The organism is Natronincola ferrireducens, from assembly GCF_900100845.1.
GTDB classification, from domain to species: domain Bacteria; phylum Bacillota; class Clostridia; order Peptostreptococcales; family Natronincolaceae; genus Natronincola_B; species Natronincola_B ferrireducens.
Map to the genome: position 1 here is coordinate 18118 of NZ_FNFP01000007.1, position 25452 is coordinate 43569.

Below are 25452 nucleotides of genomic sequence, written 5' to 3' on the forward strand. Positions count from 1 at the left end.
TACCTTTTTTTACCAAATTGATAAAATTGAAGAAAATATATCATTTTGTTAGGAGGAATTATATTGAAAAGTTCACCATTTCGATCTACAAATGCTATGATTATGGCTTCACTAGGAATTGTAATCAACATTGTCTTTGGGACTATTGTACAAACATTACAAATTCCATTATTGTTCTTAGATACCATAGGAACCATTTTTGTAGCAGTAGTGCTGGGACCCTTTGCTGGAGCATTAACAGGAGGATTAACCAATATCATTCAAGGAATGATTACAAATCCTAAAAATATTCCATTTGCTATTGTAAATATTGGAATTGGATTGATTGTAGGATTCATTGCTAAAAGATTTAAATTTAATTTGAAGGTGGCTGCAATTACTGGACTTATATTATCTATAGTAGCCCCTTTGATAGGAACACCAATAGCTGTATTTGTATATGGCGGTGTAACAGGAGGAGGAACTGATCTTATTTTTGCTTGGCTACTAGCTAGTGGACAAAGGATTTTTACTGCAGCTTTTATACCAAGGATTACAGGAAACTTTGTAGATAAAATTGCTAGTTGTATATTAGTTTCTTTATTAATACAAAAACTTCCACAAAATTTTATTAAAGAGAAGTTTGCTAAAAATGCATAGAAAAAAACAAATCATATATGTGGCTCATTGTATATTAAATCAAAATGCTGTTATAAGAGATTGGGAGAGAGCACAAGGAGCTTTTAATAATATTGTAAGGGTGTTATTAGAAGAAAACATCTCGATTATTCAGCTAGCTTGTCCTGAATTTAGTTTTTTAGGAGAAAATCGACCTCCTAAAACAAAGGATGAATATGATATTCCTGCCTATAGAAATCTTTGTAGTGAATTGGCAAAACAGGTTGTTAACCAAATGAAGGAATACATAGCTAACGACTATGAAATTCTTGGTTTAATAGGAATAGAAACAAGCCCCTCCTGTGATACATTAGGGAAAAAAGGAATTTTTATGGAGCAATTACTAGAATTACTGGAAACAGAGGACATTCAGTTAAGGTTGTTTGATGTCCCTGAAGAATATGTTGAGGGACAAAACAAAGAAGCTATAGATGCCTTCAGAAATTATATAGCAAAAACTTTAGTAGTGCTAAAATAGAATTATAAAAAACTATGTAGAGCTTTAATAATTACTTATAATAGGTTTATGGTTATAGATCACTAGATTGTTTGCAAATTGATGTATAACCATATTTTTATAATAACTACTTATAATCCCTTATTCTCTCTCATAAATTAGAACTATAGTAATATGTCTATGGGGGGATGAGAATGTATCAGCGATTTATAATAGCTATTTTTATATTGTGCATATGTATTGTTGTGATCGGAAGTGGGACTGTATTATATAGAGAAGAGGTTTTAAGGAATATAGGGACAGCATCAGATAAATATGTCAGTGAATATTTTGCAGAATATGTAAAATGGGAATATGATATGATTAACGACAATCCAAATTATGATGATTTAAAGATATTAATAGATGTTGCAGAAAAGAGGTTATATTTACTAAATGGGAATGAGCTAATAAAAACATACCCTATAGCCAGTGGCAAAGCTAGTACGCCTTCGCCATTAGGATCATGGAAGATTGTCAATAAAGCTAGATGGGGTGGTGGATTTGGTACTAGATGGATGGGTCTGAATGTACCCTGGTCTACCTACCAAGAAGAATACCCTAAGGGCTAGTCACTATTGTTTGAAACAAATAGATTTGAAATAATATTGATATAAATAAGAAATGAATAGAGATATGTATTAATAAAGGGCTAAGAGGATGATTTTATCATTCTCTTTTTGGATTTATGGGTCCATTAAATATAATAATTAAGAAGGTAACATTAGGATCATTTATGCAAAAGAGTACATATATATTAATGGATCTAAGAAGAAAATTTAATATAAAATATTTTCCATTTAATTTTATTTAAACGTATAAGTTCAATCGGTTTTCAATATTATTGGTGTAACAAATCTCTTCATAGATTTTTTAAAACCCCTATATTTTAGGATGATAGAAGATTAGTTATAAAATTAACATGCAATAGGAGGGTCTATGCCTGAAGGATCATTATTATTAAGCAATTATTATATTTAAAATAGAATGTAAAATTGACAACAAAAGACATTGACAACAAAAGCCATAATCGATATAATTTTATTAAAATTATTTAAACGTTTAACATGGTGAATGGAGTATAACTAAACATTTCCAATCAGTATTAGCAGGTAGATATACTACCTATTAATAGCTACTTTTTAAAAAGGGGGAAGTAAAGTGAAAAAATTCAACAAATTAGTAGTGTTTATCCTTTTAATGTCAATGATTGTCGGAGTATTAGTAGGATGTGGCAGTAAAGATACAACTCCATCAAATGACAACAACAAAGTTAAAGTAGGACTTATTGCTCTTGGGTTTGGTACTCAGAGTTTCAATGATGATGTACTGGCAGGTCTTAAATCAGCAGAAACTGAGCTAAATATTGAAGCTATGCCTCTTGAGGTGCCTACAGTTTCAGACGTAGCAAATAGCCTTCGTACTTTAATTGGACAAGGTGCTGAACTTTTAATTGTAACTACATCTGAGTTTAAAGATGGTATGTTAGAAGTTGCAGAAGAGTATCCAGATATTAAGTTTTTATATCTTTCAGAGGCACTTGAGGGTTATGATAATATTATGTCTATCTTATACAAAGAACATGAAGCTTCTTTTTTAGCAGGTGCATTGGCGGGATTGATGACAGAGACTAACAAAGTTGGTGCAGTTTTGGCATTGGGAGAATCTATTCAGTACAGATACCAATACGGTTACATGGCTGGTGTGAAATCAGTAAACCCTGATGCTGAAGTGATGACAGCCTTCACAAATAGTTATACTGACGTTGGAAGAGGTAATGAGGCAGCTAATACTATGTATAATAGAGGTGCAGATTTTGTAGGAACCTATTCAGGTGCTGGGAATTTAGGTGTTTTCCAAGCAGCAGCAGATGCTGGGGAAGGTAAATATGCCTTTGGTGCTGCAAATGGTCAATTCGACAGAATGCCTGACAAAATTCTTGCATCTGTTGTAAAGCCTATTGATAAAGCAATTTACCGTATTGTTGCAGACTATCTTGAGGGGGAATTCGACACATCCTCTCCAAAGCAACTTGGTTTACTGGAAGAAGGGGTTACACTGCTTTACACTCCAAATGAAGAGTTATTAAAAATTATTCCAGAAGATGTAAAGGATATAATGGATGATATTTTTGAAAAGGTTAAGTCTGGTGAAATTGTTGTTCCAGGTACTGAGGAAGAATTCAAAGACTTTAACTATTCATACAGCAAATAAATATTGTACTAATTAAATAAATATTGTACTAATTAAATAAATATAAAAGACCTAAAATCTATAAAATTACAGAATGCTAAAGAGAATATTTTCTGCTGTATTCTGTAATTTTTTAATATTATTAAATAGGAAGAACAACAGAACAGTGGAATAACAAATTTATTAAGCGAGGTGACAAGGATGGGATTTATCATCCAACTTAAAGATATTACAAAACGTTTTCCAGGGATAATAGCAAATGATCACATCTCTATTAATATTGAAGATGGTGAAGTCCATGCACTAGCAGGAGAAAATGGTGCCGGTAAATCTACTCTGATGAACATTCTCTATGGCTTACATCAGCCAGATGAGGGTGAGATAATAATCAATGGTGAAGTTACTAAATTAACTAGTTCAAAAGATTCTATTGAAAAAAAAATCGGGATGGTACATCAACATTTTATGTTAGTTCCAAAACTCACAGTTGCAGAAAATATTATTGTTGGGCAGGAAATCGGAACAAAATGGAAAATAAATAGAAAAGCAGCTGAAAAACAAATTGCAGATTTATCAGAGCAATATGGATTAAAAATAGATCCTAGAAAAAAAGTAGGAGATCTGTCAGTTACAGAACAACAGAGAGTTGAAATTTTAAAGGTGCTTTATCGTAAGGCTCAAATTCTAATCTTTGATGAACCTACAGCAGTGTTAACACCTCAAGAAATTGATGAATTTTGTGATATTATTTTAAATTTAAAAAAATCAGGTAAAACCGTTATTTTCATAAGTCATAAGCTTACTGAAGTTATGAAAGTGGCTGATCATATAACCGTAATAAGAACAGGTAAGGTAGTAGGAACCGTAGAAAAATCTAAAACAAATCCTGAAGAATTGACTCGTATGATGGTAGGACGGGATGTAGATTTAGGAAGAAGAGCCCGTACACAAATGCAAGATACTCATAACATTCTGGAATTGAAAAACGTTAATTATACGGTTAACAAAACAGTTAAAAAACTCAACAATATTAATTTAGAATTAAAAACAGGTGAAATACTGGGGATCGCAGGGGTTGATGGTAATGGACAAGAGGAATTAGTTCAAGTTATCTGTGGTCAGATATTACCAGACAGTGGATCTATTCTTTTGAGAAACCAGGATATTACCCAATCTAAAATTAGAACCCGTAAGGATGCAGGTATTGGACTGATTCCAGAAGACCGCCATAGGGATGGGTTAGTTCTCAACTATTCCATTGCAGAAAATATGGTTTTAGGTCTACACTACCATGATGAATTTGCTAAAAGTGGTATATGGATGAACTTTAAAGCCATCACCGAAAATGCCAAAAAACTTCGTGAGGACTTTGATATTCGGTGTGCAGGTATTGATGTACAGGCAGGAACTCTTTCAGGGGGTAATCAACAAAAAATTATCATTGCCCGAGAAGCCTACCGTAATCCAGATGTTTTTGTGGCTGTACAGCCTACTCGTGGACTAGACATTGGAGCCATTGAATTTGTTCAAAAGACCCTTTTAAAACAGCGGAACAAGGGAAAAGGTGTTATTTTGTTTTCTCTTGAATTAGATGAAATTTTAGCCCTCAGCGACCGTATAGCAGTTATGTATAAGGGAGAAATTATCGATATTGTAGATGCTGAAAAAGTTACTCGTAATGAATTAGGGATGATGATGTTAGGTTCTCGCAAGAAAATTGAAAGAGGTGAAGGAAATGTGGCAAAAGCAGAATAAGAAACTACAGGAAATAAAACTAAACTTTTTTATTTCACTGATTTCATTGATTATGGCAATTGTTGTGGGTGCTATAGTTATTGCAGCTTTGGGAAGCAATCCCTTGGAAGCATATGGAGCATTATTAAAAGGCGCATTTGGCACACCAATGGCCGCAACCATTACCTTAACCAAATCTGTACCATTGATTTTAACAGGGCTTGCCATTGCACTGGCATTTAAATGTACAGTATTTAACATTGGTGTTGAGGGACAACTTTTAACCGGAGCTATGGCGGCAGCTATTGTAGGTGCCTATGTACAGCTTCCTACTCTTTTGCATATTCCTCTTACGTTAATTTCTGCAATGGTAGCAGGTATGGTGTGGGCATTTTTCCCAGCTTTTTTAAGACAAAAGAGAAATGTACATGTTGTAATAAGTACAATTATGTTTAACTATATAGGACAATATTTAGTGCAGTATCTCATACTTGGACCCTTTAAAGGAGAAGGGGCAGCACTTGCAACAAAAAGAATTTATAGTACGGCAGTGCTTCCTAAGCTGCTTCCAGCCCCATATGTTGTCAATTTTGGAATTATTATAGCCATTATATCTATTCTTGTCGTCTATACTCTTCTCAATAAAACCTCTATGGGTTATGAAATGAGGGCTGTAGGGCTGAACAGTAATGCAGCCTACACCAATGGTATCAATGTTGAAAAAAATATGTTTCTAGCATTATTGCTCAGTGGTGCATTAGCAGGTCTTGCTGGTGGAATTGAAGTTACGGGTTCTCTGGGAAGAATAGTAAATGGTTTTTCTCCAGGGTATGGTTTTAAAGGAATTCCAGTGGCTTTGATGGCAAGGAATAATCCTTTTATCATCTTCTTCACCGCTTTATTATTAGGAACAATGGATAGTGGTTCCTTAATGATGCAGTCTAGTGTAGGTGTATCTAGAAATATGGTGGATATTATTCAAGGACTTATCGTTGTATTCCTTTGTAGTGAGTATGTTATCAGATATTATATTAAGAAAAGACACAACCAAGGAGGCAAAGAGTATGTTTAGATTTTTTATGTATATGTTTTTCTCCACATTGAGAATGGGCACACCCATTGCTCTTACAGCCCTTGGTGGTGTAATGTCTGAGCGATCAGGTGTTGTTAATATTGGTTTGGAAGGGATTATGCTTGCCAGTGCCTTCGGTGCGGTACTTGGTGTTCATTTGACAGGAAATCCATGGTTAGGAGTACTTGTAGCCATCCTGATCGGTATTTTGATTTCTGCGGTTCATTCAATAATTTCTGTAACATGGGGTGGAAATCAGTCAGTAAGTTCTATGGCGTTAATATTATTGGCAACAGGTTTTTCTGGTGTTAGCCTGCAAGCTATTTTTGGACAGCAGGGCAGTTCGCCTCAAGTAGCAAATCTTTCTAAAACCATGTTTTTGGAAGGCATTCCTGTAGTTGGAAATTTCCTTTCTTCCTTTTCTCCCTTCGTTTATATAGCATTTATTGCATTGTTTGTTGTTAACTATCTTTTTAAAAACACTCCTTTGGGTCTTAGAATTACTACCGTGGGTGAAAATCCAAAGGCGGCTGAAACAGCTGGCATTTCAGTACAAAAGATAAGGTATTTATGTATTATTCTTTCAGGAGTACTAGGTGGTTTAGGAGGTGCCTTCTTATCCATTGGACATATGAACCTGTTTCAGGAGGGGATGGTTGCAGGTAGGGGATACCTTGCCCTTGGAGCCGTAATAATGGGTAAATGGTCACCGATAGGAGCATTTGCCGCTGCAATGTCTTTTGGTCTTTTTGAAGCCCTCCAACTATATATTCAAACTATTCCAAATAACCCGATACCCAGTGAGTTTATTCAGATGATACCTTATGCTGCTAGTCTTTTAGTGATTGCCACCGCATCGGGCAAGGGCTCTACAACTGGTGTTGCTTCCAGTGGTAAACCATATACAAAATATGTTCAACAAAGATAGTTGAATTAAACTGAAGCCTATTTTAAAATAGACATTGACACAGTTTTATGGGTAAAATTTGGTAACAAGGGGTGGGGTATATGATTACTATTAAAGACATTGCTAAAGAAGCAGGGGTTTCTACTGCAACTGTTTCTATGGTTTTAAATAAAAAAGAGGGCATTTCTATTAAAACAAGAGAAAAGGTTTTTAAGATTGCACAGAAATTACATTATGTACCCAGTGCATCGGCCCAAGCGTTAAAAACCAAAAGGAGTCATACTCTTGGCATTATAATCGGACAACTGAGTAATTCTTACTCTACTGATATTATTGCAGCAGCAGAGGAGGTTGCCCGGCAATTTGGATATGACATTTTTATATGTAACGCAGAATTAAGTGTTGACAATACGATCCAATGCTTAAGAGCACTAAGTAGGCGAGATGTAGACGGTATTCTAATTTCTGTTTCCATGAATCCTGAACAGCATTATGTTGATGAGCTTCACAGATTAATGGACAATGGAACACAAATTGTTTCCTTAACCCGAAGTTTAGAGGGATGTGGAATTCCGATTGTGGCTTTTAAGGATGATGACCAGGTTTGTCAATCTATTACTAGATTAATTGCTTTAGGCCACAAGAAGATTGCAATGCTTACAGCTCCCAAGGATTCATGGATGAACTATTATCGTCCTAGTGTTTTTAGTAGGGTTACACAGGAGTATGGCGTATATAATGAGGATTATATAATACATTCAGAAATTGATATGTATAAGGCTAAAGAAAATACAATAGACCTTTTAACTAGACACCCTGAAATTACAGCTATATATGGAATTAATGATATGATGGCTTTAGGTATTCTTCAAGCAGCAGATGAACTTGGAATCAAGGTACCATCGGAACTATCCATCATAGGTTCCGATGGTATACCCTATGTGAATTTTACTAAACCTAATCTTACTACTATTATGACCCCCAGGTATGAAATAGGCAAAAGGGGCACAAAAAAAATAATTGATATGATTGAAGGTAGAGATAAGGACTATGAGGAGTTTGTAGTGATTCCTTGTACATGTTTGGAGGGGGGATCAGTTACCCATCCTAAACTTGATAAATAATACACTTTATTAAAACAATAACTTTTTAGGAGAGTGGAATAAATGAATAAAAAACCCAACATTATCTTTATACACAATGATCATCAAGCCTATTATAGATGGGGCTGGGACCAAGGAACAAAGCCTAAACGGCCAAACTTTGATAAACTAGCCCAAGAAGGTGCTGAGTTTAACAATGTATATTGTGCAACACCATTATGTGGACCAACTAGGAGATCTGTGCTTACAGGATTGTTTCCCCATACCCATGGTCAGACCCATAACTACACCGATCCTGAGTATAACCACGAAGTATACTTAAACACCCTTGCAGAGGCAGGTTATAAGAACTATTATTATGGTAAATGGCATGCGGGACCGGGAGCTGCCAATGACCATCAATGTGAAGGATTTTCCCACACTGATTACGGTAACCCTTATATAACCGATGCCTATGAAGACTATGTTAAAAGATATAATCTGCCTAAAGCAGTGCATCGTATTGAAAAAGTGTTTGATATCCCAGAATTTGAAACTCAAGGATTTTTCCTAAAGTTAAAAAAAGGTGCTGACTATCAGTGCGAATCTTCTTGGTGCGGGGAGCATGCTATTGGTGTAACTACTACACCAAAGGAAACCCACGAGTCCTTTTTCCTTGCAAATCTTGCATGTGAGCAACTAGAAAAATTAGCTAAGGAAAAAGACGGTAAGCCATTTTCACTAAGGGTAGATTTTTGGGGACCCCATCAACCACATTTTCCTACACAAGAGTTTTTAGATATGTATGATGATATTGATGTGCCTGAGTACGGTAGTTTTAGAAGTAATTTAGAGGGTAAGCCTGAATTCTATCATAGGGAGAGAAGCTTACCTTTTGGTAAAGACAATAAAATTATTATTCCAAGTCCAGTTGAATGGGAAGAATGGAAGGAAATTGTAAAACATTGCTATGCTCATATAACCATGGTTGATGCAGCAGGAGGAATGATTATTGATAAACTTAAGGAATTAGGACTTGATGAAAATACATTAATCATATGGACAACAGATCACGGTGATGCCCTTGCCAGCCACGGAGGACATTTTGATAAAGGCTCCTATTTGTCTGAAGAGGTAGTTAGAATACCTTTAGCCATGAGTTGGAAGGGAAGAATTCCTGCTGGACAAGTAAAGGATGAATATGTTAGTACAGTGGATTTCCCTGTTACAATTTTAGATGCAGCAGGCACTAAATTCACAAAAAATCCTGTTCATGGTGAAAGTTTGTTACCTTTAGTAACCGGTGAAACTAATGAATGGCGTGAGGATATTATGTCTGAAACCCATGGACATGGTTATGGAGAAGAGGTTATTAGCAGAATGATTGTACACGGTGAGTATAAATATATTTATACAAAGGATCATGTAAATGAGCTATATAACTTAAAAGATGATCCATTTGAGTTAAATAACCTTATTGATAACAAAGAATATGATGAGATTCTCAAGGATATGCAGGCAAGACTTGTGAAATGGCAGACAAAGACCAATGACCCTGAAAAGATCCTATAGGATAACATACAAAATATAAATATTTTATTAGGAGGATAATTGTAATGGAAATAGAGAGAATTTTGTCTAAAGTAGACCACACCTTATTGCATACTACTGCTACATGGAAGGATATAAAAGATATCTGTGATGATGGAATGAAATATGGGGTTGCTTCCGTTTGTATTCCCCCTTCCTATGTGGAACCAGCAAAGCAGTATGTAGGGGACAGACTGGCAATTTGTACTGTTATTGGCTTTCCAAATGGTTATAATACTACTGAAATAAAGGTGTTAGAGGCAAAAGATGCAATATCTAAGGGTGCAGACGAGATTGATATGGTAATCAATTTAGGTTTGTTGAAGTCTGGAGATCTACAGGCTGTGGAGGATGAGATTAGAGCTATAAAAACAGCTGTAGGGAACAAAATCTTGAAGGTTATTATTGAAACCTGCCTTTTAACCAAGGAAGAAAAAATAGCAATGTGTAAAGCTGTAACAAATGCAGGTGCCGACTTTATCAAGACATCTACAGGGTTTTCTACAGGGGGAGCGACTAGAGAGGATATAAAGCTATTTGCTGAAAATCTAGGAAAAGATATGGGTATAAAAGCAGCAGGAGGAATCAAATCCTTAAAGGATGCAGAGGATTTTATCACATTGGGTGCCACTAGACTAGGAACAAGCTCAATTGTAAAGGTTCTTAAAAATCAGGAAGTTGAAGGTTATTAAGAAATAGAAATGAGGGTTAATCATGAGAATGTATAATGTGATAATGAAGAAAAGAAACGGTGAAGTGCTGACGGATGAAGAAATAAAATTTTTCGTTGACGGATACACCAAGGGGGAAATTCCAGATTATCAAGCTTCTGCTTTTATGATGGCGGTATACTTTCAAGGAATGAATAGCCATGAAACCTCCATACTGACTAAATATATGGCACAATCAGGTGATATGGTAGATCTATCTTCAATCCCTGGAATTAAAGTGGATAAGCACAGTACAGGAGGCGTAGGAGACAAAACCACCATGGTAATAGGTCCTATTGTTGCTTCCTGCGGAGCTCCTGTTGCCAAAATGTCGGGTCGTGGACTGGGACATACAGGTGGGACATTGGATAAACTAGAATCCATACCAAATCTAACTACATCTATTGCAACAGAAGATTTCTTTGATATTGTAAAAAACATAGGGGTAAGTGTCATTGGACAGACAGGAAACCTTGCGCCAGCTGACAAAAAGCTGTATGCCCTTAGGGATGTTACGGCAACTGTGGACAATATTTCTCTAATTGCAGCAAGTATCATGAGTAAAAAGATTGCCGCTGGGTCTGATGCCATTTTGCTGGACGTTAAAACAGGCAGTGGTGCATTTATGAAAACAATTGATGCTTCCATCGAGCTTGCGGAGGCAATGGTGTCCATTGGTGAGCATGTAGGAAGAAAAACAGTTGCTTTAATTACCGACATGGATAGACCTTTAGGGAATGCAATCGGAAATTCCTTAGAGGTAATTGAAGCAGTAAACACTTTAAAGGGTAACGGACCCGATGACTTTACCAACATTTGTTTGCACCTTGCTGCTGATATGCTGTATCTTGCGGGAAAAGGTGATTTACAGCAATGTATGAATCTTGCAAAGGATGCTTTAGAAAGCGGAAGAGCCTTTGCTAAATTCAAAGAGATGGTTGCTGCTCAGGGTGGAGATGTATCAGTCATTGATAATACTGAGCTCTTTGAGAAGGCACCTATTGTACAGGAAGTTCTGGCAGAGAAGGATGGCTGGATTACAGCAATGGATACTGAACGTTGTGGCATTGCCTCTGTTGTGCTGGGGGCAGGTAGAGAGAGCAAGGAAGACACTATTGATTATAGTGCAGGCATTATTTTAAAGGCAAAACTAGGGGACAAGGTAAGGAAGGGTCAGCCACTTGCAGTGTTGTATACCTCTAGAGAAAATGCAGTTAAAACTGCTGAAGACATGCTAAAACAAGGAATTACCATTGGTGGAGAACAACCTGAGGCTACTCCTTTAATTTATGCAAGAGTCACCATTGATGGAGTAGAAAAGTTTTAATAAAGACTAAACAAACCCGTAACATCTATAATGAGATGTTACGGGTAAAGATAATGAAAGCGTACCCATTCTATAAGTTATTATAAGGAAGTAAGGAGATAGTCATTTAGAGGGAGGGGAAACCAATGCCACCGTTAAGTATAATGATTAAACCAGCATCAGGATTGTGCAACATGCATTGTAAATACTGTTTTTATAAGGACGTAACTAAAAACCGTCAACAGGAATCTTACGGCATCATGAAGCTGGAAACATTGGAACATACCATACGTAAAGCTTTGAACTATGCTGAAGGAATGTGTTCCATTGTTTTTCAAGGGGGAGAGCCAACTCTTGCAGGATTGGAATTTTTTAAGCATGTTATAAAATATGAAGAAAAATATAACTATAAAAAGCTTCCAATCTCTAACTCTATTCAAACCAATGGGTATGAGTTGAATGAGGAATGGGCGGAGTTCTTTAGGGAAAATGATTTTTTAGTGGGATTGTCTATTGACGGTACAAAGACTACCCATGATGCTTATCGTATGGATATGCAAGGAAAAGGTACCCACAATAGAATTATGGAAAAGGTGGCATTGTTAAACAAGTATAAAGTGGAGTTCAATGTTCTTACAGTAGTTAATGCTGAAACTGCAAAAAATATTGATGATATATATGACTTTTATAAAAAGAACAATCTTAGATATCTTCAGTTTATACCTTGTCTTGACCCCTTGGAAACCCCGCAGGGAGGAGAGGAGTTTTCTTTGACCCCTCAGCAGTATGGGGAGTTTCTGAAAACCCTATTTGATTTATGGTATCAGGATATGAAAAAGGGCAATTATATTTATATCCGTTATTTTGAAAATCTCGTTGCTATGTTAATGGGATACCCCCCTGAATCCTGTGATATGGCAGGTACATGCTCGATACAGTATGTGGTTGAGGGGGATGGTGGAGTCTATCCCTGTGACTTCTATGTATTGGATAAGTATAAGCTGGGCGATATCAACACTGAATCCTATCAGCAGCTGAACAAACAACGATTGACCAATGGGTTTATTACCTCATCTTTAGCCCATCATGATAAATGCAAAAACTGTCAATATTTTTATCTTTGTCGTGGAGGATGCAAGAGGAATAAAGAGCAGTTGCAGGATGGAAGCTTTGGGGAGAACGTATTCTGTGGAGCATTCCAAGACTTCTTTCATCATGCTATGCTACGATTACAAGAGATAGCAACCATGGCAAAGCAGAAGATGTACAATCGATAAAACAAAACTTAATTTAGAGGAAGTTTTTACTCCCAATGAATTATAGCTTAGGTTATTTTATGTAGTGCTAAGACTCCCACTTGCTAAAGCGGGAGTCTTAGCACTACATCGAAGGGTAAACTGTTTAAATAGATACAGTAACAAATAAGCAGTGAAGCTGAATTAACAATTAGGAGGATAATCATATGATGGAAAAATTCTATAGTCAGCTAATGGAAAGACAGGGTAAAATCCTTGATGTTATTAAAAATGTCACATTGACTCATGAACAGAAGGTCATGGCCCTTGCTAAAAATGCAGAGAATTTTTTAAGTGTTATAGATCTTCCAGAAGATTTCGCGGATATGATGGAAAGTGGTATTATTTGTGATCTTGGAGAAGGACAAGCTCCTTATGCCCCCAGGTACATTGTTCCTGATTATGAGAAGCTGATGACAGAGGGATGCAAATTTTTAAGATTAGATCCCCCCAGGGATTTATATGAGGCGGTAAATACCCTATTGATTTTTTATAAGCATGTTCCCTCTGTTACTCATTTCCCTGTGTATATTGGAAACATTGACTATCTTTTAGAACCATTCATTACTGATGAAGCAGAGGCAAAAAAGATAATTAAAAACTTTTTACTTCATGTGGATAGAACTATTTCCGACTCCTTCTGTCATGCAAATATTGGACCAAGGGCAACTAAGGCAGGGAGGATTATCCTAGAAGTAGAACGGGAGCTTCAAAACTCTACCCCAAATATTACGTTAAAATATGATCCAGACATCACCCCAGATGATTTTGCACTGGAGTGTATCAAGACAGCCCTTAATTGTGCCAAACCCAGTTTTGCCAATCACAAAATGTATGATAAAGAATTCAAGGATAAATATGCTATTGCAAGTTGCTATAACGGCTTGAAGATTGGTGGCGGAGCATATACTCTTAGCAGGTTGATTTTAAAGAAGATTGCAGAAAGATCTGTTTCAAAAGAGGACTTTATCCAGAAACAATTACCTCATGCCATTAAGGTTATGTGTAGTTTTATGGATGCCAGAATAGATTTTCTTATTAATGAAAGCAAATTCTTTGAGAGTGATTTTCTTGTAAAGGAAGGTTTTATCCATAGGGATAACTTTACAGGTATGTTTGGGATTGTGGGAATGGCTGAAACGGTGAATATATTGTTAGAGAAGGAAGGTATACAGGGACGCTTTGGACACAGTAAAGCTGCCGATGACCTGGGGATAGAGATAATGGAAGTAATTGAAAAATTAGTTGGAACCCATAAAAATCCTTATTGTGAATTTTCAGAGGGCAAATTTCTACTTCATGGGCAGGTTGGAATTGACAGTGACCAAGGGGTGAGTCCTGCAACAAGAATTCCAATAGGTGAGGAACCTGAGCTATACCCCCATTTGAGACAGGCTGCTCTATTTCATAAATATTTTCCTTCAGGCACAGGTGATATCTTTCCCTTTGATACAACTGCCAATAAAAATCTTGATAGTATACTGGACATTTTAAAGGGAGCATGGGACATTGATATTAGATATCTCTCCATCTACTCAAAGGACAGTGACGTAATCAGAATCACAGGCTATCTTGTGAAAAAATCTGATATTGAAAAACTTAATCAAGGCATAGCCGTCCAACATGATACGGTGGCTTTAGGATTAGGTGCTGTAAAGAATTGTAACATCCTCCAACGGAAGGTAAGGTAGCAGTATATGGAAAAGGTAATGATAAATAAAATCATTAAAAGCAGTGCAGTGGATGGACCAGGCAATAGAATAGTGATTTTTTTTCAGCAGTGCAACTTTAATTGCTGCTACTGTCACAATCCTGAAACCATTAACCTATGTACCCACTGTGGTGGATGCCTAGAGGCTTGTCCTGTGGATGCCCTTTCTATGAAATCCCACAAAATCCAGTGGAACAAGGATATATGTATTGACTGTGACAACTGTCTAGCAGCATGTCATCAGTTAAGTACCCCCAAAACACAACTTATGCATGTAGATGAGGTAATGGATGAGGTAAAAAACGCCATGCCTTTTATTCGAGGTATTACAGTATCTGGAGGGGAGTGCACACTAAATGCCTCTTTTATTACCCAAATATTTCAAAAGGCAAAAGCATTGAACCTTACTACCATGATTGATTGTAACGGGAGTTATGATTTTTCTATGGATAGAGAACTACTGGAATCCACAGATGGGGTTATGCTGGATATAAAGGTATTTGACCCTGATACCCATAGACGTTTAATAGGTGCAGACAATGAAATGGTGCTGAAAAATGCTGTCTATCTAGCTAGTAATAAAAAACTGTATGAAATTAGAACTGTTGTGGTGCCAGGGGCTTTTCCCAATGAACAAACGGTTGAAGAAATATCAAAACTCTTAAAACCCTATGCTAAAAAGTATAACATAGGATATAAGTTGATTTGTTATCGTTCCAATGGAGTCCGTAAAGAGTATGCAGACTTTAGCACCCCTGACAATACTGAAATGCAGCGGTTGAAGGATATCGCTTTAAGCAATGGATTTACCAATGTAATGATTGTATGAAAAGGCTTCGGTGAAAGTAATAAAAGGAAGCCCTACTTCTCTATATTACCTTTGTCAATTCTATTAAACTTCGATACAATAGAATACAAGATAAAGGAATGAGGAAAGGAAGTTTTGTAGCATGAAGTATGAAAAAAGCAAATTTAAATTGCTTATAGATATATTTATGGTGTTTTTTAAAATAGGACTTTTCACTTTTGGGGGAGGATATGCCATGATTCCCTTAATTGAAAAGGAAATGATAGCTAATAAAGCCTGGGTCAAAGAGGAGGAGATTATCGACATATTTGCTGTATCACAGTCGATACCAGGGGCTATTGCCATTAACTCCTCTACATTTATAGGATATAAAATTGCTGGAATACCAGGAGCACTTGCGGCTACAGCAGGAGTTGTAATTCCTTCTTTTATTATAATAACAATCATAGCAACCTTTTTCAGTAGGTTTCAGAACAATCCAATAGTCCAAGCCGCCTTTATAGGCATAAGGTCGGCGGTAGTAGCCCTCATACTCATGGCAGTTATCAAGATAGGAAAATCTTCTATAAAAGATAGATTAACTGCCTTAATCACAGTCCTTGCAGTGATACTTGTAATTTTAATCAATGTCCATGCCATATTTGTGATAATAGGCGGTGCAGCAGCAGGTATTATCGTTTATTTATGGTGTCCTTCAAGGATAAACGGGACTTTAGAAAGGGAAGAAAAGAAATATGATATATCTTAAACTTCTGCTTACATTTATAAAGATAGGACTCTTTAGTTTTGGGGGAGGCTATGCTATGATACCTCTTATACAAAAGGAGATAGAGTCAAACGGGTGGCTTAGTCCTTCAGAATTTGTGGATATAATAGCCGTAGCCGAGATGACACCAGGGCCTATTGCAGTAAATTCTGCAACCTTTGTAGGATACAAGACTGCTGGATTCCTTGGAGGGGCTATAGCAACCGTGGGTGTTGCCATACCATCCCTTGTTCTAATTCTTTTTATATCAAAATACTTTTTCAAGTTTCAAAAACATCCTGTAAATACTGCGGTATTTTATGGAATCAGACCAGTTATTACAGGATTAATCATAACAGCAGCAGTGCTTGTAGCCGAGACATCTATATTAAAAGTGCCTTTATCAACTAATATTTTCAAGAACCTATTAATCAATCCCTTTAGTGTTATAGATATTGGAAGCATTGGAGTATTAGTTGCAACATTGATTGTTCTTATGAAGTTTAAAATACATCCTATACTTGTTATTATTGGTTCTGGAGTTATGGGTATAGTATTATTTTATATATTTTGATGGAATTATTGAAAAATATTAGGAAAGTATAAATGAAATGATAGGAGAAGATAAAATAAGTGGTTTTATCGATCCATATAAATGGGCTACTAAAACTTGGTAGCCTATTTTATTCTATAACCAAATATACACGGCAAATCAAATAACATGGCGATATTTGTTTATTTATCCTTTAACAAAAGGTATAATAATAGATAACAACTATAAAATGAGACTTAATTCGGAGGGAGTTTTTACTCCCTCTGAATTGTAGCCGAATTTACTTCGAGGATATAGTGCTTGATCTGCCGCTTAAGAAGTGGGAGTCTTAGCAATACACCGAAGGATAAACAGGATGATAAAAATAAATGGAAAAAAGCTTGTGGGAATAAAAAAGATATATTAGCTGATGGGGGATAATAAGGAGGTGAATTTATGGATAAAAGAGATGAGCAATATGAAGAAGATAAACGCAAAATAGAAGAATATACAAAAAATCCAATGATTAATTTAGCGGATTCAATAAACCGTTCAATGATAGGTGATTTAAATGGATTAACAAAGGGTGGATTTGTTAATAAACTTATTACTACAATTATAATTATTGGAATATTATTTCTTTTTTCTCGAGGTTCCAATTAATTCAAATCATAATCCCAGTAAATTTTTTCATCCAAATTTTTATTGGGTTTTCTTTATTGCCACCCTTTAAGTAAACCCATCGATAAATAACACATCCCCATAATGAACCTATCAGTATTGTTATATATAGTTCCAATTTCTTTAGTTTTTTTCCTTTATACCCATCAAAAATGTCTAAAATAAGTACAATAGATAGGTGGAGATCATTATTTAGCAAGAGGACTTTCTGTACATTTATTATAAAAAATATTCAATATACTTGAGTTGCAGTATCTTTACATATATAATTACTTAGTAGGCAAATTTACTTATTTGATACCATAATCATTTTATAAAATGGTATAACCTATCAAGCATGGTAGTTAGTATTTACTGGGAGTGATAATAATGAACTGGTTAAGAAAGCTTATGATTGGAAGATATGGAGGGGATCAGCTCTCTATTTTTTTACTTGTATTATCTATGATTTTAACATTGATAAGCCGAATTGTTAGAATACCAATATTAATTACCATAAGTTATGTACCTTTATTTATAGCTGTCTATAGAATATTTTCAAGGAACCTACAAAAACGTAGGATGGAGAATTATAGGTTTGCCATATTTGTAAGTCCTATTTATTCTAAGTTAAAACAAGTTCAAAGCACTATCAAAGGTTTAAAAACCCATAGATATTATAGATGTACTAAGTGCAAGGCTATGTTGAGGGTTCCAAAGGGTAAAGGAAAAATCCTCATAACATGCCCCAAGTGTAAAGATAAGTTCACTAGAAAGACCTAATCAGACTAGCCTTCAGCTAAGCTTAAGGCCATAAGGAGAGGTAACTGTAGATGAGGTTAATCAAAAAGATTTTAGGTAAAATTTTATATGGAATAGCCAAGGTACTAGGTATCATAATCGACAGTTTAATACAGCTAATTGAGAATATGGTGCTGTTTGTAGGAAGTTTTTTTAAAGGCTGTCTAGCTTTAGTGAGTATGGGTGGATGTTTGGTTTTTTTACTATTTGCTAATTTAGGCTTGAGGATATTGATGAATCCTGTAGGGTTATCTACTATACTATTTTTATTGACATTTTTAATGGTTGGGGGTAAATTTGTATATTATTTGAAATACTTAAAATATATTACAACGGAGTTTCTATTTAATACTGCCAATTACCTTATGGATGGAACAAATTATCAATATAAAGCCTTTAATGAATATAAAGCAGCCTACAAAAAAGCAGAAGAGGAGAAACTAAGAGAACAACAACGTCGTTATTATGAACAACAAAGAAAATGGGAAGAACGTTTTAAACAACAATGGTATCAACAAAATCACCAAAGTAGTCAAGGAACCTATGGTGGTTATGGTCATGGGTTTGTAAACCCCAATATTGAGTTTAAAAATAAGTATGAGAGAAGCTGTGATGTTATAGGAGTAGCCTATGATGCAGATAAATCCCAAATTAAAAGTGCCTATAGAAAAAAGGCAAAAGAGTACCATCCAGACTTAAGCAAAGCTCCTAATGCAACAGAGATTTTTCAAGGGATTACTGCTGCATATGAGTTTCTAAATGATGACAATATACAACGGTATAAAAACATATAAATAGTTATTGAGAGAAGGGGGGACATAACATTTGTCCCCCCTTGAACATAGAGGTTAAATTTTTATTAATCACAAAATATACTTTAGAACTTGGATAGTAGACTATACTATTTTTAGATTGCTATGCTAATCAGCTACTTATTCCCTGTAGTAGCAACTATATACGAAATCCCATCTAGGTAATCATTTCTTTGTCTGGTCGACAATATTTCCTGTGATAGTTTTTTAATGTCCATAGTAGCTTCCTCTTTTCCCTCAAATATTAAGTGATTAAGGCTTTGTATAAATTATAGATATCCAGCTCTTTGTACCTGTTTTTTTATTGTGGTTCCTAAGGAAGCTGCAATTCCAATCTTTACAATGTCTCCCATGATGTATGGAATTACACCTGCAGATAAAGCTGCTTTGAAAGTCATATTTGCCTGATATGCTAACCAGGCTGTACCTAAGACGTAAGTGACAATTGTTCCAATCACCATGCCTAATACATACATATGGATTTTGTTTGGAAATTTATCCACAAAGAAGCCGGCGATCAACGCCATAAAGATGAAACCAATCAGGTATCCACCAGTTGGACCTAACAACTTAGCAGGACCCGATGAAAAACTTGAAAAAACAGGCATACCTACAAATCCAAGCATAAGGTAAACTAAGTAGCTGACAGTTCCTTTTCTCCAGCCAAGTATAATAACGGAAAAATAAATAGCAAGGTTTGTAAAGGAAATTGGAACTGGTGAAATGGGAATTGCAATAGAAAGTGGTCCCAAAATACAGGTAACCGCAGTCATAACACTGATTAGAGTAAGAGTAATTGTTTTTTGTTTTTTCATAATGCCATCCTTTCTTGTATATATATGAGTTATTCATTTGTATGTAATTATATTTTATACGAACAGAATTGTCAACCTGTTAAATTATATAGGTTTACTAATAATGCGATTGTGAAAATGTATTTGCATATGAATACAAAAAAAGGCTACTATAGGATTTTATAAAAGAAATGGATTTTGTATAATTAGTCATGGTCAATAGCACCTTAGTTAGTATGAGTGTGGTAATTATATTAAACCACAGGTTGATGACTATTTTGATGAACACCTTTAAAAATATTTAATTTTAAAGCTATTGAAGATTTCTGAATTCTTTTTTTAGATCAATATCCTATTGTATCAATTAATTCCATATGGTAAACTAATAAACAATTAAATTTGTAAATTTATATCGAATAATGAATATATATGCAATATATAACATATATATAAATCGCTTACAAATACAATACAATACAATACAATACAATACAATACAATACAATACAAACATTATTCTATAGAAAGTTTTATTACTACATATAGGCAAAGGAGAATTATAATGAACAATAAAATGAGAGAGGCATTTCAGAAAATTGATGGAGGATTATTCTCATCAGTATCAAAGGCAGATGTAGGTGATGCTTATGATAATATGCAGAAGGATGGAGTTAGACTAATGGCATGGGCAGACCCATTTTATCCAGATTCATCGATTCCAGAGCATGTTAAAAAGGCCACCATAAAAGTAATAGAAAATGGATTTTCAAGTCATTATACTGTTCCTATTGGAAATATGGTACTAAAACAAGAGATATCAAAGAAGTTATTAAAATACAATGGTATAAAAGCAGATCCAAAGAGAAATATTTTAATTACTCCTGGTTCTGATTCAGGATTATTTTATGCTATGCTTCCATTTGTACAGAATGGTGATGAGATTATGATTGTAGACCCTAGCTATCCCAACAATTTTCAGAATACTGACATATTGGGTGGTGTAATAGTTAGAGTACCAGTTTATGAGGAGAATAATTTTCAATTAAATATTAATGAGTTCAAGAAAAGACTTACAGATAAGACCAAAATGGTAGTGTTAACCAATCCAAACAATCCTACTACTACTGTATATAGAAGAGAGTGTTTAGAACAGCTTAGGGATTTTATTGTAGAGAATGATCTGATACTTGTAGTTGATCAGGCATTTGAAATGCCAGTTTTTGATGATATAGAAATGGTAACTGTAGCAGCCCTTGAGGGCATGTGGGAGAGAACATTAACAGTATTTTCACTTTCTAAAGGAATGGGACTTAGTGGATACAGAGTTGGATATATAGTGGCAGATGATAAAATCATGGATAAGCTGTATGCAGCTACAGTTTCAGTGTTAGGTGCTACAAATACAGCTGCTCAGATCGGATGCATAGAAGCCATGAAAGATGACAGTTTCCTAGAAGAGTACTTTAAAGTACATCTTGAAAGAAGAGATATGGTTTATAACCTTTTAAAGGATGTGCCTGGGATAGTTGTCCATAAATCAGAATCAGGATTCTTATCTTGGATTAATGTTTCAAAGCTTGGTTCATCACAGGAAATAGTTGATTATCTTATAAAAGAAGCCAAGGTAGCAGTAAATATTGGTGAACCATATGGTCTCCAAGGAGAGGGATATATAAGAATTGTACATGGAGTTTTGGGAAGTACTGATGATTTAAGAGGCTGTATAGAAGATATAAAAAAGGCATTGACAAAGCTTGCATATTCTAAAGGATATAAAGGGGTGTAAAAGTTGTTAAAATATATAGGTAAAAGACTATTGATGATGTTACCTGTTATACTTGGTGTTATTTTTATAGTATTTACAATAATGTATTTAACCCCTGGCGATCCAGCAAGATTAATTCTTGGTGAGAACGCAACACAGGAAGCAGTAGAAGCATTAAGAGAAGACTTAGGCTTAAATGATTCATATTTTGTGCAGTTAGTTAGATATGTAAAAAATGTTGTATTCAAATTTGATTTAGGCAAGTCTTACAATACAGGAAAACCAGTTCTAAATGAGCTTGTTGAGCGTTTCCCTATAACGTTGAAGTTAGCATTTTATTCGGTTTTTATATCTACCGTTTTAGGCATAACCATGGGTATCGTATCAGCTACAAGACAGTATTCAATATTTGACAAGGCTGCAACAGCCATATCACTGGTAGGAGTTTCCATGCCAAACTTCTGGCAGGGGCTTATGTCAGTAATTTTCTTTTCAGTAATGCTGGGATGGCTACCGGCCTCAGGTTCATACGGACCCAAATACTGGATTTTACCAGCCATTACTTTAGGTACAAGTAGTGCTGCAACTATCATGCGTATGACAAGATCAAGTTTATTAGAGGTTATAAGGCAGGATTATATAAGAACAGCTAGAGCAAAAGGACAGAAGGAATCTATAGTAATATGGGTACATGCCCTTAAGAATGCACTGATACCAGTAGTTACAGTAATAGGTATGCAGTTTGGAGCTTTATTAGGAGGCTCTATACTCGTAGAATCAGTATTCGCTATTCCTGGTATAGGTAAATATATAATAGATGCAATCAAGATACGTGATAATATGATTATTCAAGGTGGAGTACTGTTTTTGGCTATATCATTTAGTTTTGTTAATTTATTTGTAGACATTTTATATGGATACATAGACCCAAGAATCAAATCACAGTACAAAACTATAAAGAAGGGAGCAGCTCACAGTGAATAACAGAAAAAACAGTTTATGGAGTGATGCATGGACAAGACTGGTTCATAACAAATCAGCTATGCTGTCTCTGATAGTATTGCTAGTAATGGTATTGAGTGCTGTATTTGCTGATTTTATTGCACCCTATCCATATGATCTTCAGAATTATGAAAAAACATTTCAGTTTCCAAATGCACAGCATTGGTTAGGAACCGACAATTTTGGAAGAGATATATTAAGTAGAATTATTTATGGAAGCAGAATTTCTTTATTAGTTGGATTTGCTTCTGTAGGGGCTTCAATTGTATTTGGAGGTTTGTTAGGAGCTATCTCAGGGTATTACGGCAACAAAATAGATAATGTAATCATGAGAGCTATGGATATTCTTATGGCCATACCAGGAATGCTTCTTGCCATATCTATAGCAGCGGCATTGAAGCCAGGACTACTTAACCTAGTTCTTGCCATATCTATCGGAGGTGTACCTAGTTACGCTAGAGTTGTAAGATCATCGGTTCTTACTATAAAGGATCAGGAATTTGTGGAGTCAGCTCGTTGTATAGGAGCTTCCGATACTAGAATAATATTAAAGCATATTGTACCGAACTGTATGGCACCAATAATTGTACAGGCTACACTGGGAGTAGCAGGAGCTATACTTTCAGCATCAGCACTTAGCTTTTTAGGACTTGGTATTCAGCCACCTACACCAGAGTGGGGCTCAATGCTTTCAAGTGCTCGTCAGTTTATAAGAGATTACTGGCATATGACGACTTTCCCTGGACTTGCCATAATGATAACTATCTATGCATTAAATGTGCTGGGGGATGGACTAAGAGACGCTCTTGATCCAAGATTAAAAAATTAAGGAGTGTTACTGTGGAAAAAATACTGGAAGTTAAAAACCTTTCAATACAATATAAAATAAACAGTGGTATTGTAAAAGCTGTTAACAATCTTAACCTTAGTTTAAACAGGGGAGAAAATCTTGGTATAGTTGGAGAAACAGGGGCAGGCAAGACAACAACTGCTCTAGGAATTATGGGACTTGTACCAAATCCCCCTGGTAAAGTTACAAGTGGAGAGATATTATTTGAAAATGAAAACCTGTTAAAGTTTAGTAAACAGAAGATGAGAAGCATCCGTGGAAAGAAGATATCTATGATTTTTCAGGATCCTATGACATCTCTTAATCCGGTAATGACAGTAGGAGATCAAATAGCTGAGTGCATAAGAATACACGAAAAAAGTTCAAAGCTACAGGCAACAGTTAAGGCAAAAGAGATACTTGAACTTGTCGGTATACCTGGAGCTAGATATGGTGATTATCCCCACCAGTTCTCCGGGGGTATGAAACAAAGGGTGGTTATCGCAATAGCTCTTTCCTGTAGTCCTGCACTGCTTATAGCAGATGAGCCGACAACAGCCCTTGACGTTACTATTCAAGCACAGGTACTGGATCTGATGAACAAGCTAAGAAAAGAGATTAACACCTCTATGCTGCTGATAACCCACGACTTGGGTGTAGTTGCAGAGGTGTGTGATAAGGTAGCTATAATGTATGCTGGTGAAATAGTTGAATATGGAACGTTGGACCAGATTTATAACAAGACGCTTCATCCTTACACCAAAGGACTATTTGGATCGATACCAGATTTAGACACAGAGGCCCATAGGCTTAATCCTATACCAGGACTTATGCCAGATCCCACCAATTTAGGAAAGGGATGCAGCTTTGCTCCTAGATGTGCATACAAAACAGCCCAGTGTGAGAAGGAAGTTATAAAATCCCATACATTAGAGGATGGACATTATGTACGCTGTGGGAATGTAGGAATAGAGGAGATGATAAAATGAGCGAGTTATTAAGAGTAAATAACCTCAAAAAATATTTTAAGACTCCTGCAGGACAGCTACATGCAGTAGACAACGTAAGCTTTGCCATAGAAAAGGGACAGACCCTCGGAGTAGTAGGCGAGTCAGGATGTGGAAAATCAACTCTTGGTAGAGTAATACTACATCTTTTAGACTCAACAGATGGACAAATAATATTTGAAGGCAAGGACATAACAAATGTATCGAAAACACAGTTAAAAGAAATTCGAAGAGATATGCAAATGATATTTCAGGATCCATTTTCATCTCTTAACCCAAGGATGAATGTAAAAAATCTAATATCTGAGCCTATGCAGATATATAACTTATTTGATGGGGACAAAGACAAACAGTTTAAAAAGACACAGGAGCTTATGGGAATCGTAGGTCTTGCAGAGCGTTTGACTAACTCATATCCCCACGAATTAGATGGAGGACGCAGACAGAGAATTGGTATAGCCCGTGCTTTGGCCCTCAGTCCTAAGTTTATAGTGTGTGACGAACCTGTATCGGCACTGGATGTATCTATACAGGCACAGATTTTGAATCTAATGCAGGATTTACAGGAGCAGATGGGATTGACATATATTTTTATTACCCATGACCTATCTGTTGTAAAGCATATATCTGATGAAATATGTGTAATGTATTTGGGGAATTTGGTGGAAAAATGCTCAGCTGCAGAGTTATTTAAACAGCAGTATCACCCTTATACTAAAGCCTTGTTATCTGCTATTCCTATAGCCAAAACAGGTGTTAAGCGTGAGCGTATAATATTAAAGGGAGAAATCACATCACCTATTAACCCTAAACCTGGATGTAGATTTGCTCCCAGATGTCTGCACTCTACTAAGGAATGTTTTGAGAAACAGCCTGAACTTAGAGAGGTTTCACCACACCACTTCGTGGCATGCCACTTACCATAAATAAAAAAAATAATAAGG

Annotated in this window: 25 protein-coding genes; 24 read left to right on the forward strand and 1 reads right to left on the reverse strand. The window is 35.7% G+C overall.

All coding sequences use genetic code 11. The features are described 5' to 3' along the window. Positions 1-63 precede the first annotated feature (63 nt). The 19 genes from BLS22_RS12085 to BLS22_RS12180 all read left to right on the forward strand — a co-directional run bounded on the left by BLS22_RS12085 (position 64) and on the right by BLS22_RS12180 (position 19093). Positions 64-639: a CD3073 family putative ECF transporter S component gene (locus BLS22_RS12085; RefSeq protein WP_090554023.1), complete on the forward strand. Its 576-nt coding sequence runs from the start codon at positions 64-66 to the stop codon at positions 637-639. Continuing rightward, entirely contained in the window at positions 632-1135 is a 504-nt protein-coding gene (locus BLS22_RS12090; protein ID WP_090554024.1) for a CD3072 family TudS-related putative desulfidase, read from the forward strand. Before BLS22_RS12085 ends, BLS22_RS12090 begins: the two co-directional genes overlap by 8 nt. A 173-nt stretch (positions 1136-1308) precedes the next feature. Beyond that, positions 1309-1725 carry a L,D-transpeptidase gene (locus BLS22_RS15580; RefSeq protein WP_244269542.1) on the forward strand — a complete coding sequence of 139 codons (417 nt, stop codon included), beginning with the start codon at positions 1309-1311 and terminating at the stop codon, positions 1723-1725. Positions 1726-2314: 589 nt separating this feature from the next. Beyond that, complete coding sequence (locus BLS22_RS12100; protein WP_244269543.1) at positions 2315-3367, forward strand: BMP family lipoprotein; 1053 nt, start codon at positions 2315-2317, stop codon at positions 3365-3367. A 180-nt stretch (positions 3368-3547) separates the two neighbouring features. Beyond that, positions 3548-5101 carry an ABC transporter ATP-binding protein gene (locus BLS22_RS12105; RefSeq protein WP_090554025.1) on the forward strand — a complete coding sequence of 518 codons (1554 nt, stop codon included), beginning with the start codon at positions 3548-3550 and terminating at the stop codon, positions 5099-5101. Further along, complete coding sequence (locus tag BLS22_RS12110; protein WP_090554026.1) at positions 5082-6152, forward strand: ABC transporter permease; 1071 nt, start codon at positions 5082-5084, stop codon at positions 6150-6152. Before BLS22_RS12105 ends, BLS22_RS12110 begins: the two co-directional genes overlap by 20 nt. After that, a complete protein-coding gene (locus BLS22_RS12115; RefSeq protein ID WP_090554027.1) occupies positions 6145-7080 on the forward strand; it encodes an ABC transporter permease in 936 nt (311 codons plus the stop codon). Before BLS22_RS12110 ends, BLS22_RS12115 begins: the two co-directional genes overlap by 8 nt. 80 nt (positions 7081-7160) lie before the next feature. Then, positions 7161-8183, forward strand: coding sequence for a LacI family DNA-binding transcriptional regulator (locus BLS22_RS12120; protein ID WP_090554028.1), 1023 nt, complete (start codon positions 7161-7163; stop codon positions 8181-8183). Positions 8184-8225: 42 nt separating this feature from the next. After that, a complete protein-coding gene (locus tag BLS22_RS12125; RefSeq protein ID WP_090554029.1) occupies positions 8226-9713 on the forward strand; it encodes a sulfatase family protein in 1488 nt (495 codons plus the stop codon). Positions 9714-9757: 44 nt separating this feature from the next. Further along, the gene (gene deoC / locus BLS22_RS12130; protein WP_090554030.1) at positions 9758-10423 is read left to right on the forward strand and encodes a deoxyribose-phosphate aldolase; all 666 of its coding nucleotides are present in this window, start codon (positions 9758-9760) and stop codon (positions 10421-10423) included. 22 nt (positions 10424-10445) lie between these two features. Continuing rightward, positions 10446-11768 (forward strand): pyrimidine-nucleoside phosphorylase, encoded by a 1323-nt coding sequence (locus tag BLS22_RS12135; protein ID WP_090554031.1) that lies wholly within the window; start codon positions 10446-10448, stop codon positions 11766-11768. Between the two features lie 125 nt (positions 11769-11893). After that, the gene (locus BLS22_RS12140) at positions 11894-13024 is read left to right on the forward strand and encodes an anaerobic sulfatase maturase (RefSeq protein ID WP_090554033.1); all 1131 of its coding nucleotides are present in this window, start codon (positions 11894-11896) and stop codon (positions 13022-13024) included. Positions 13025-13209: 185 nt separating this feature from the next. Then, positions 13210-14733 carry a YjjI family glycine radical enzyme gene (locus tag BLS22_RS12145; protein ID WP_244269544.1) on the forward strand — a complete coding sequence of 508 codons (1524 nt, stop codon included), beginning with the start codon at positions 13210-13212 and terminating at the stop codon, positions 14731-14733. A gap of 6 nt (positions 14734-14739) precedes the next feature. Beyond that, positions 14740-15582 (forward strand): YjjW family glycine radical enzyme activase, encoded by an 843-nt coding sequence (locus tag BLS22_RS12150; protein WP_090554036.1) that lies wholly within the window; start codon positions 14740-14742, stop codon positions 15580-15582. Between the two features lie 166 nt (positions 15583-15748). Then, the gene (locus BLS22_RS12155; RefSeq protein WP_280139583.1) at positions 15749-16309 is read left to right on the forward strand and encodes a chromate transporter; all 561 of its coding nucleotides are present in this window, start codon (positions 15749-15751) and stop codon (positions 16307-16309) included. 55 nt (positions 16310-16364) lie between these two features. Further along, positions 16365-16880, forward strand: a complete 516-nt coding sequence (locus tag BLS22_RS12160; RefSeq protein ID WP_244269546.1) for a chromate transporter — start codon at positions 16365-16367, stop codon at positions 16878-16880. Positions 16881-17294: 414 nt separating this feature from the next. Then, positions 17295-17501: a hypothetical protein gene (locus tag BLS22_RS12165; protein WP_090554044.1), complete on the forward strand. Its 207-nt coding sequence runs from the start codon at positions 17295-17297 to the stop codon at positions 17499-17501. Positions 17502-17888: 387 nt separating this feature from the next. Then, positions 17889-18281 (forward strand): 6TM ABC transporter family protein, encoded by a 393-nt coding sequence (locus tag BLS22_RS12175; RefSeq protein WP_090554050.1) that lies wholly within the window; start codon positions 17889-17891, stop codon positions 18279-18281. 50 nt (positions 18282-18331) lie between these two features. Then, positions 18332-19093, forward strand: a complete 762-nt coding sequence (locus tag BLS22_RS12180; protein WP_090554053.1) for a DnaJ domain-containing protein — start codon at positions 18332-18334, stop codon at positions 19091-19093. A 287-nt stretch (positions 19094-19380) separates the two neighbouring features. Here the strand turns inward: BLS22_RS12180 and BLS22_RS12185 are convergent, their stop codons facing one another. Beyond that, positions 19381-19926, reverse strand: a complete 546-nt coding sequence (locus tag BLS22_RS12185) for a biotin transporter BioY (RefSeq protein WP_090554056.1) — start codon at positions 19924-19926, stop codon at positions 19381-19383. A gap of 541 nt (positions 19927-20467) precedes the next feature. Between BLS22_RS12185 and BLS22_RS12190 the strand changes: the two genes are divergently transcribed. The 5 genes from BLS22_RS12190 to BLS22_RS12210 are packed head-to-tail and all read left to right on the forward strand — an operon-like array spanning position 20468 to position 25434. Further along, complete coding sequence (locus BLS22_RS12190; protein WP_176762170.1) at positions 20468-21691, forward strand: pyridoxal phosphate-dependent aminotransferase; 1224 nt, start codon at positions 20468-20470, stop codon at positions 21689-21691. A gap of 3 nt (positions 21692-21694) precedes the next feature. Beyond that, positions 21695-22654: an ABC transporter permease gene (locus tag BLS22_RS12195; RefSeq protein WP_090554061.1), complete on the forward strand. Its 960-nt coding sequence runs from the start codon at positions 21695-21697 to the stop codon at positions 22652-22654. Beyond that, the gene (locus tag BLS22_RS12200) at positions 22647-23501 is read left to right on the forward strand and encodes an ABC transporter permease (protein WP_090554064.1); all 855 of its coding nucleotides are present in this window, start codon (positions 22647-22649) and stop codon (positions 23499-23501) included. The genes BLS22_RS12195 and BLS22_RS12200 overlap by 8 nt, the downstream gene beginning before the upstream one ends. Positions 23502-23512: 11 nt before the next feature. Then, positions 23513-24490, forward strand: a complete 978-nt coding sequence (locus tag BLS22_RS12205; protein WP_090554067.1) for an ABC transporter ATP-binding protein — start codon at positions 23513-23515, stop codon at positions 24488-24490. Then, positions 24487-25434: an ABC transporter ATP-binding protein gene (locus tag BLS22_RS12210; protein ID WP_090554069.1), complete on the forward strand. Its 948-nt coding sequence runs from the start codon at positions 24487-24489 to the stop codon at positions 25432-25434. The genes BLS22_RS12205 and BLS22_RS12210 overlap by 4 nt, the downstream gene beginning before the upstream one ends. Positions 25435-25452: the final 18 nt, after the last annotated feature.

Excerpts from the sequence above, each read along its gene's own strand:
- BLS22_RS15580 (WP_244269542.1), top strand. The coding sequence starts at position 1,309 with ATGTATCAGCGATTTATAATAGCTATTTTTATATTGTGCATATGTATT.
- BLS22_RS12120 (WP_090554028.1), top strand. The coding sequence starts at position 7,161 with ATGATTACTATTAAAGACATTGCTAAAGAAGCAGGGGTTTCTACTGCA.
- BLS22_RS12115 (WP_090554027.1), top strand. The coding sequence starts at position 6,145 with ATGTTTAGATTTTTTATGTATATGTTTTTCTCCACATTGAGAATGGGC.
- BLS22_RS12180 (WP_090554053.1), top strand. The coding sequence starts at position 18,332 with ATGAGGTTAATCAAAAAGATTTTAGGTAAAATTTTATATGGAATAGCC.
- BLS22_RS12090 (WP_090554024.1), top strand. The coding sequence starts at position 632 with ATGCATAGAAAAAAACAAATCATATATGTGGCTCATTGTATATTAAAT.
- BLS22_RS12190 (WP_176762170.1), top strand. The coding sequence starts at position 20,468 with ATGAACAATAAAATGAGAGAGGCATTTCAGAAAATTGATGGAGGATTA.
- BLS22_RS12155 (WP_280139583.1), top strand. The coding sequence starts at position 15,749 with ATGGTGTTTTTTAAAATAGGACTTTTCACTTTTGGGGGAGGATATGCC.
- BLS22_RS12185 (WP_090554056.1), bottom strand. The coding sequence starts at position 19,926 with ATGAAAAAACAAAAAACAATTACTCTTACTCTAATCAGTGTTATGACT.
- BLS22_RS12210 (WP_090554069.1), top strand. The coding sequence starts at position 24,487 with ATGAGCGAGTTATTAAGAGTAAATAACCTCAAAAAATATTTTAAGACT.
- BLS22_RS12125 (WP_090554029.1), top strand. The coding sequence starts at position 8,226 with ATGAATAAAAAACCCAACATTATCTTTATACACAATGATCATCAAGCC.
- BLS22_RS12150 (WP_090554036.1), top strand. The coding sequence starts at position 14,740 with ATGGAAAAGGTAATGATAAATAAAATCATTAAAAGCAGTGCAGTGGAT.
- BLS22_RS12145 (WP_244269544.1), top strand. The coding sequence starts at position 13,210 with ATGATGGAAAAATTCTATAGTCAGCTAATGGAAAGACAGGGTAAAATC.
- BLS22_RS12165 (WP_090554044.1), top strand. The coding sequence starts at position 17,295 with ATGGATAAAAGAGATGAGCAATATGAAGAAGATAAACGCAAAATAGAA.
- BLS22_RS12110 (WP_090554026.1), top strand. The coding sequence starts at position 5,082 with ATGTGGCAAAAGCAGAATAAGAAACTACAGGAAATAAAACTAAACTTT.
- BLS22_RS12105 (WP_090554025.1), top strand. The coding sequence starts at position 3,548 with ATGGGATTTATCATCCAACTTAAAGATATTACAAAACGTTTTCCAGGG.
- BLS22_RS12135 (WP_090554031.1), top strand. The coding sequence starts at position 10,446 with ATGAGAATGTATAATGTGATAATGAAGAAAAGAAACGGTGAAGTGCTG.
- BLS22_RS12175 (WP_090554050.1), top strand. The coding sequence starts at position 17,889 with ATGAACTGGTTAAGAAAGCTTATGATTGGAAGATATGGAGGGGATCAG.
- BLS22_RS12140 (WP_090554033.1), top strand. The coding sequence starts at position 11,894 with ATGCCACCGTTAAGTATAATGATTAAACCAGCATCAGGATTGTGCAAC.
- BLS22_RS12160 (WP_244269546.1), top strand. The coding sequence starts at position 16,365 with ATGATACCTCTTATACAAAAGGAGATAGAGTCAAACGGGTGGCTTAGT.
- deoC (WP_090554030.1), top strand. The coding sequence starts at position 9,758 with ATGGAAATAGAGAGAATTTTGTCTAAAGTAGACCACACCTTATTGCAT.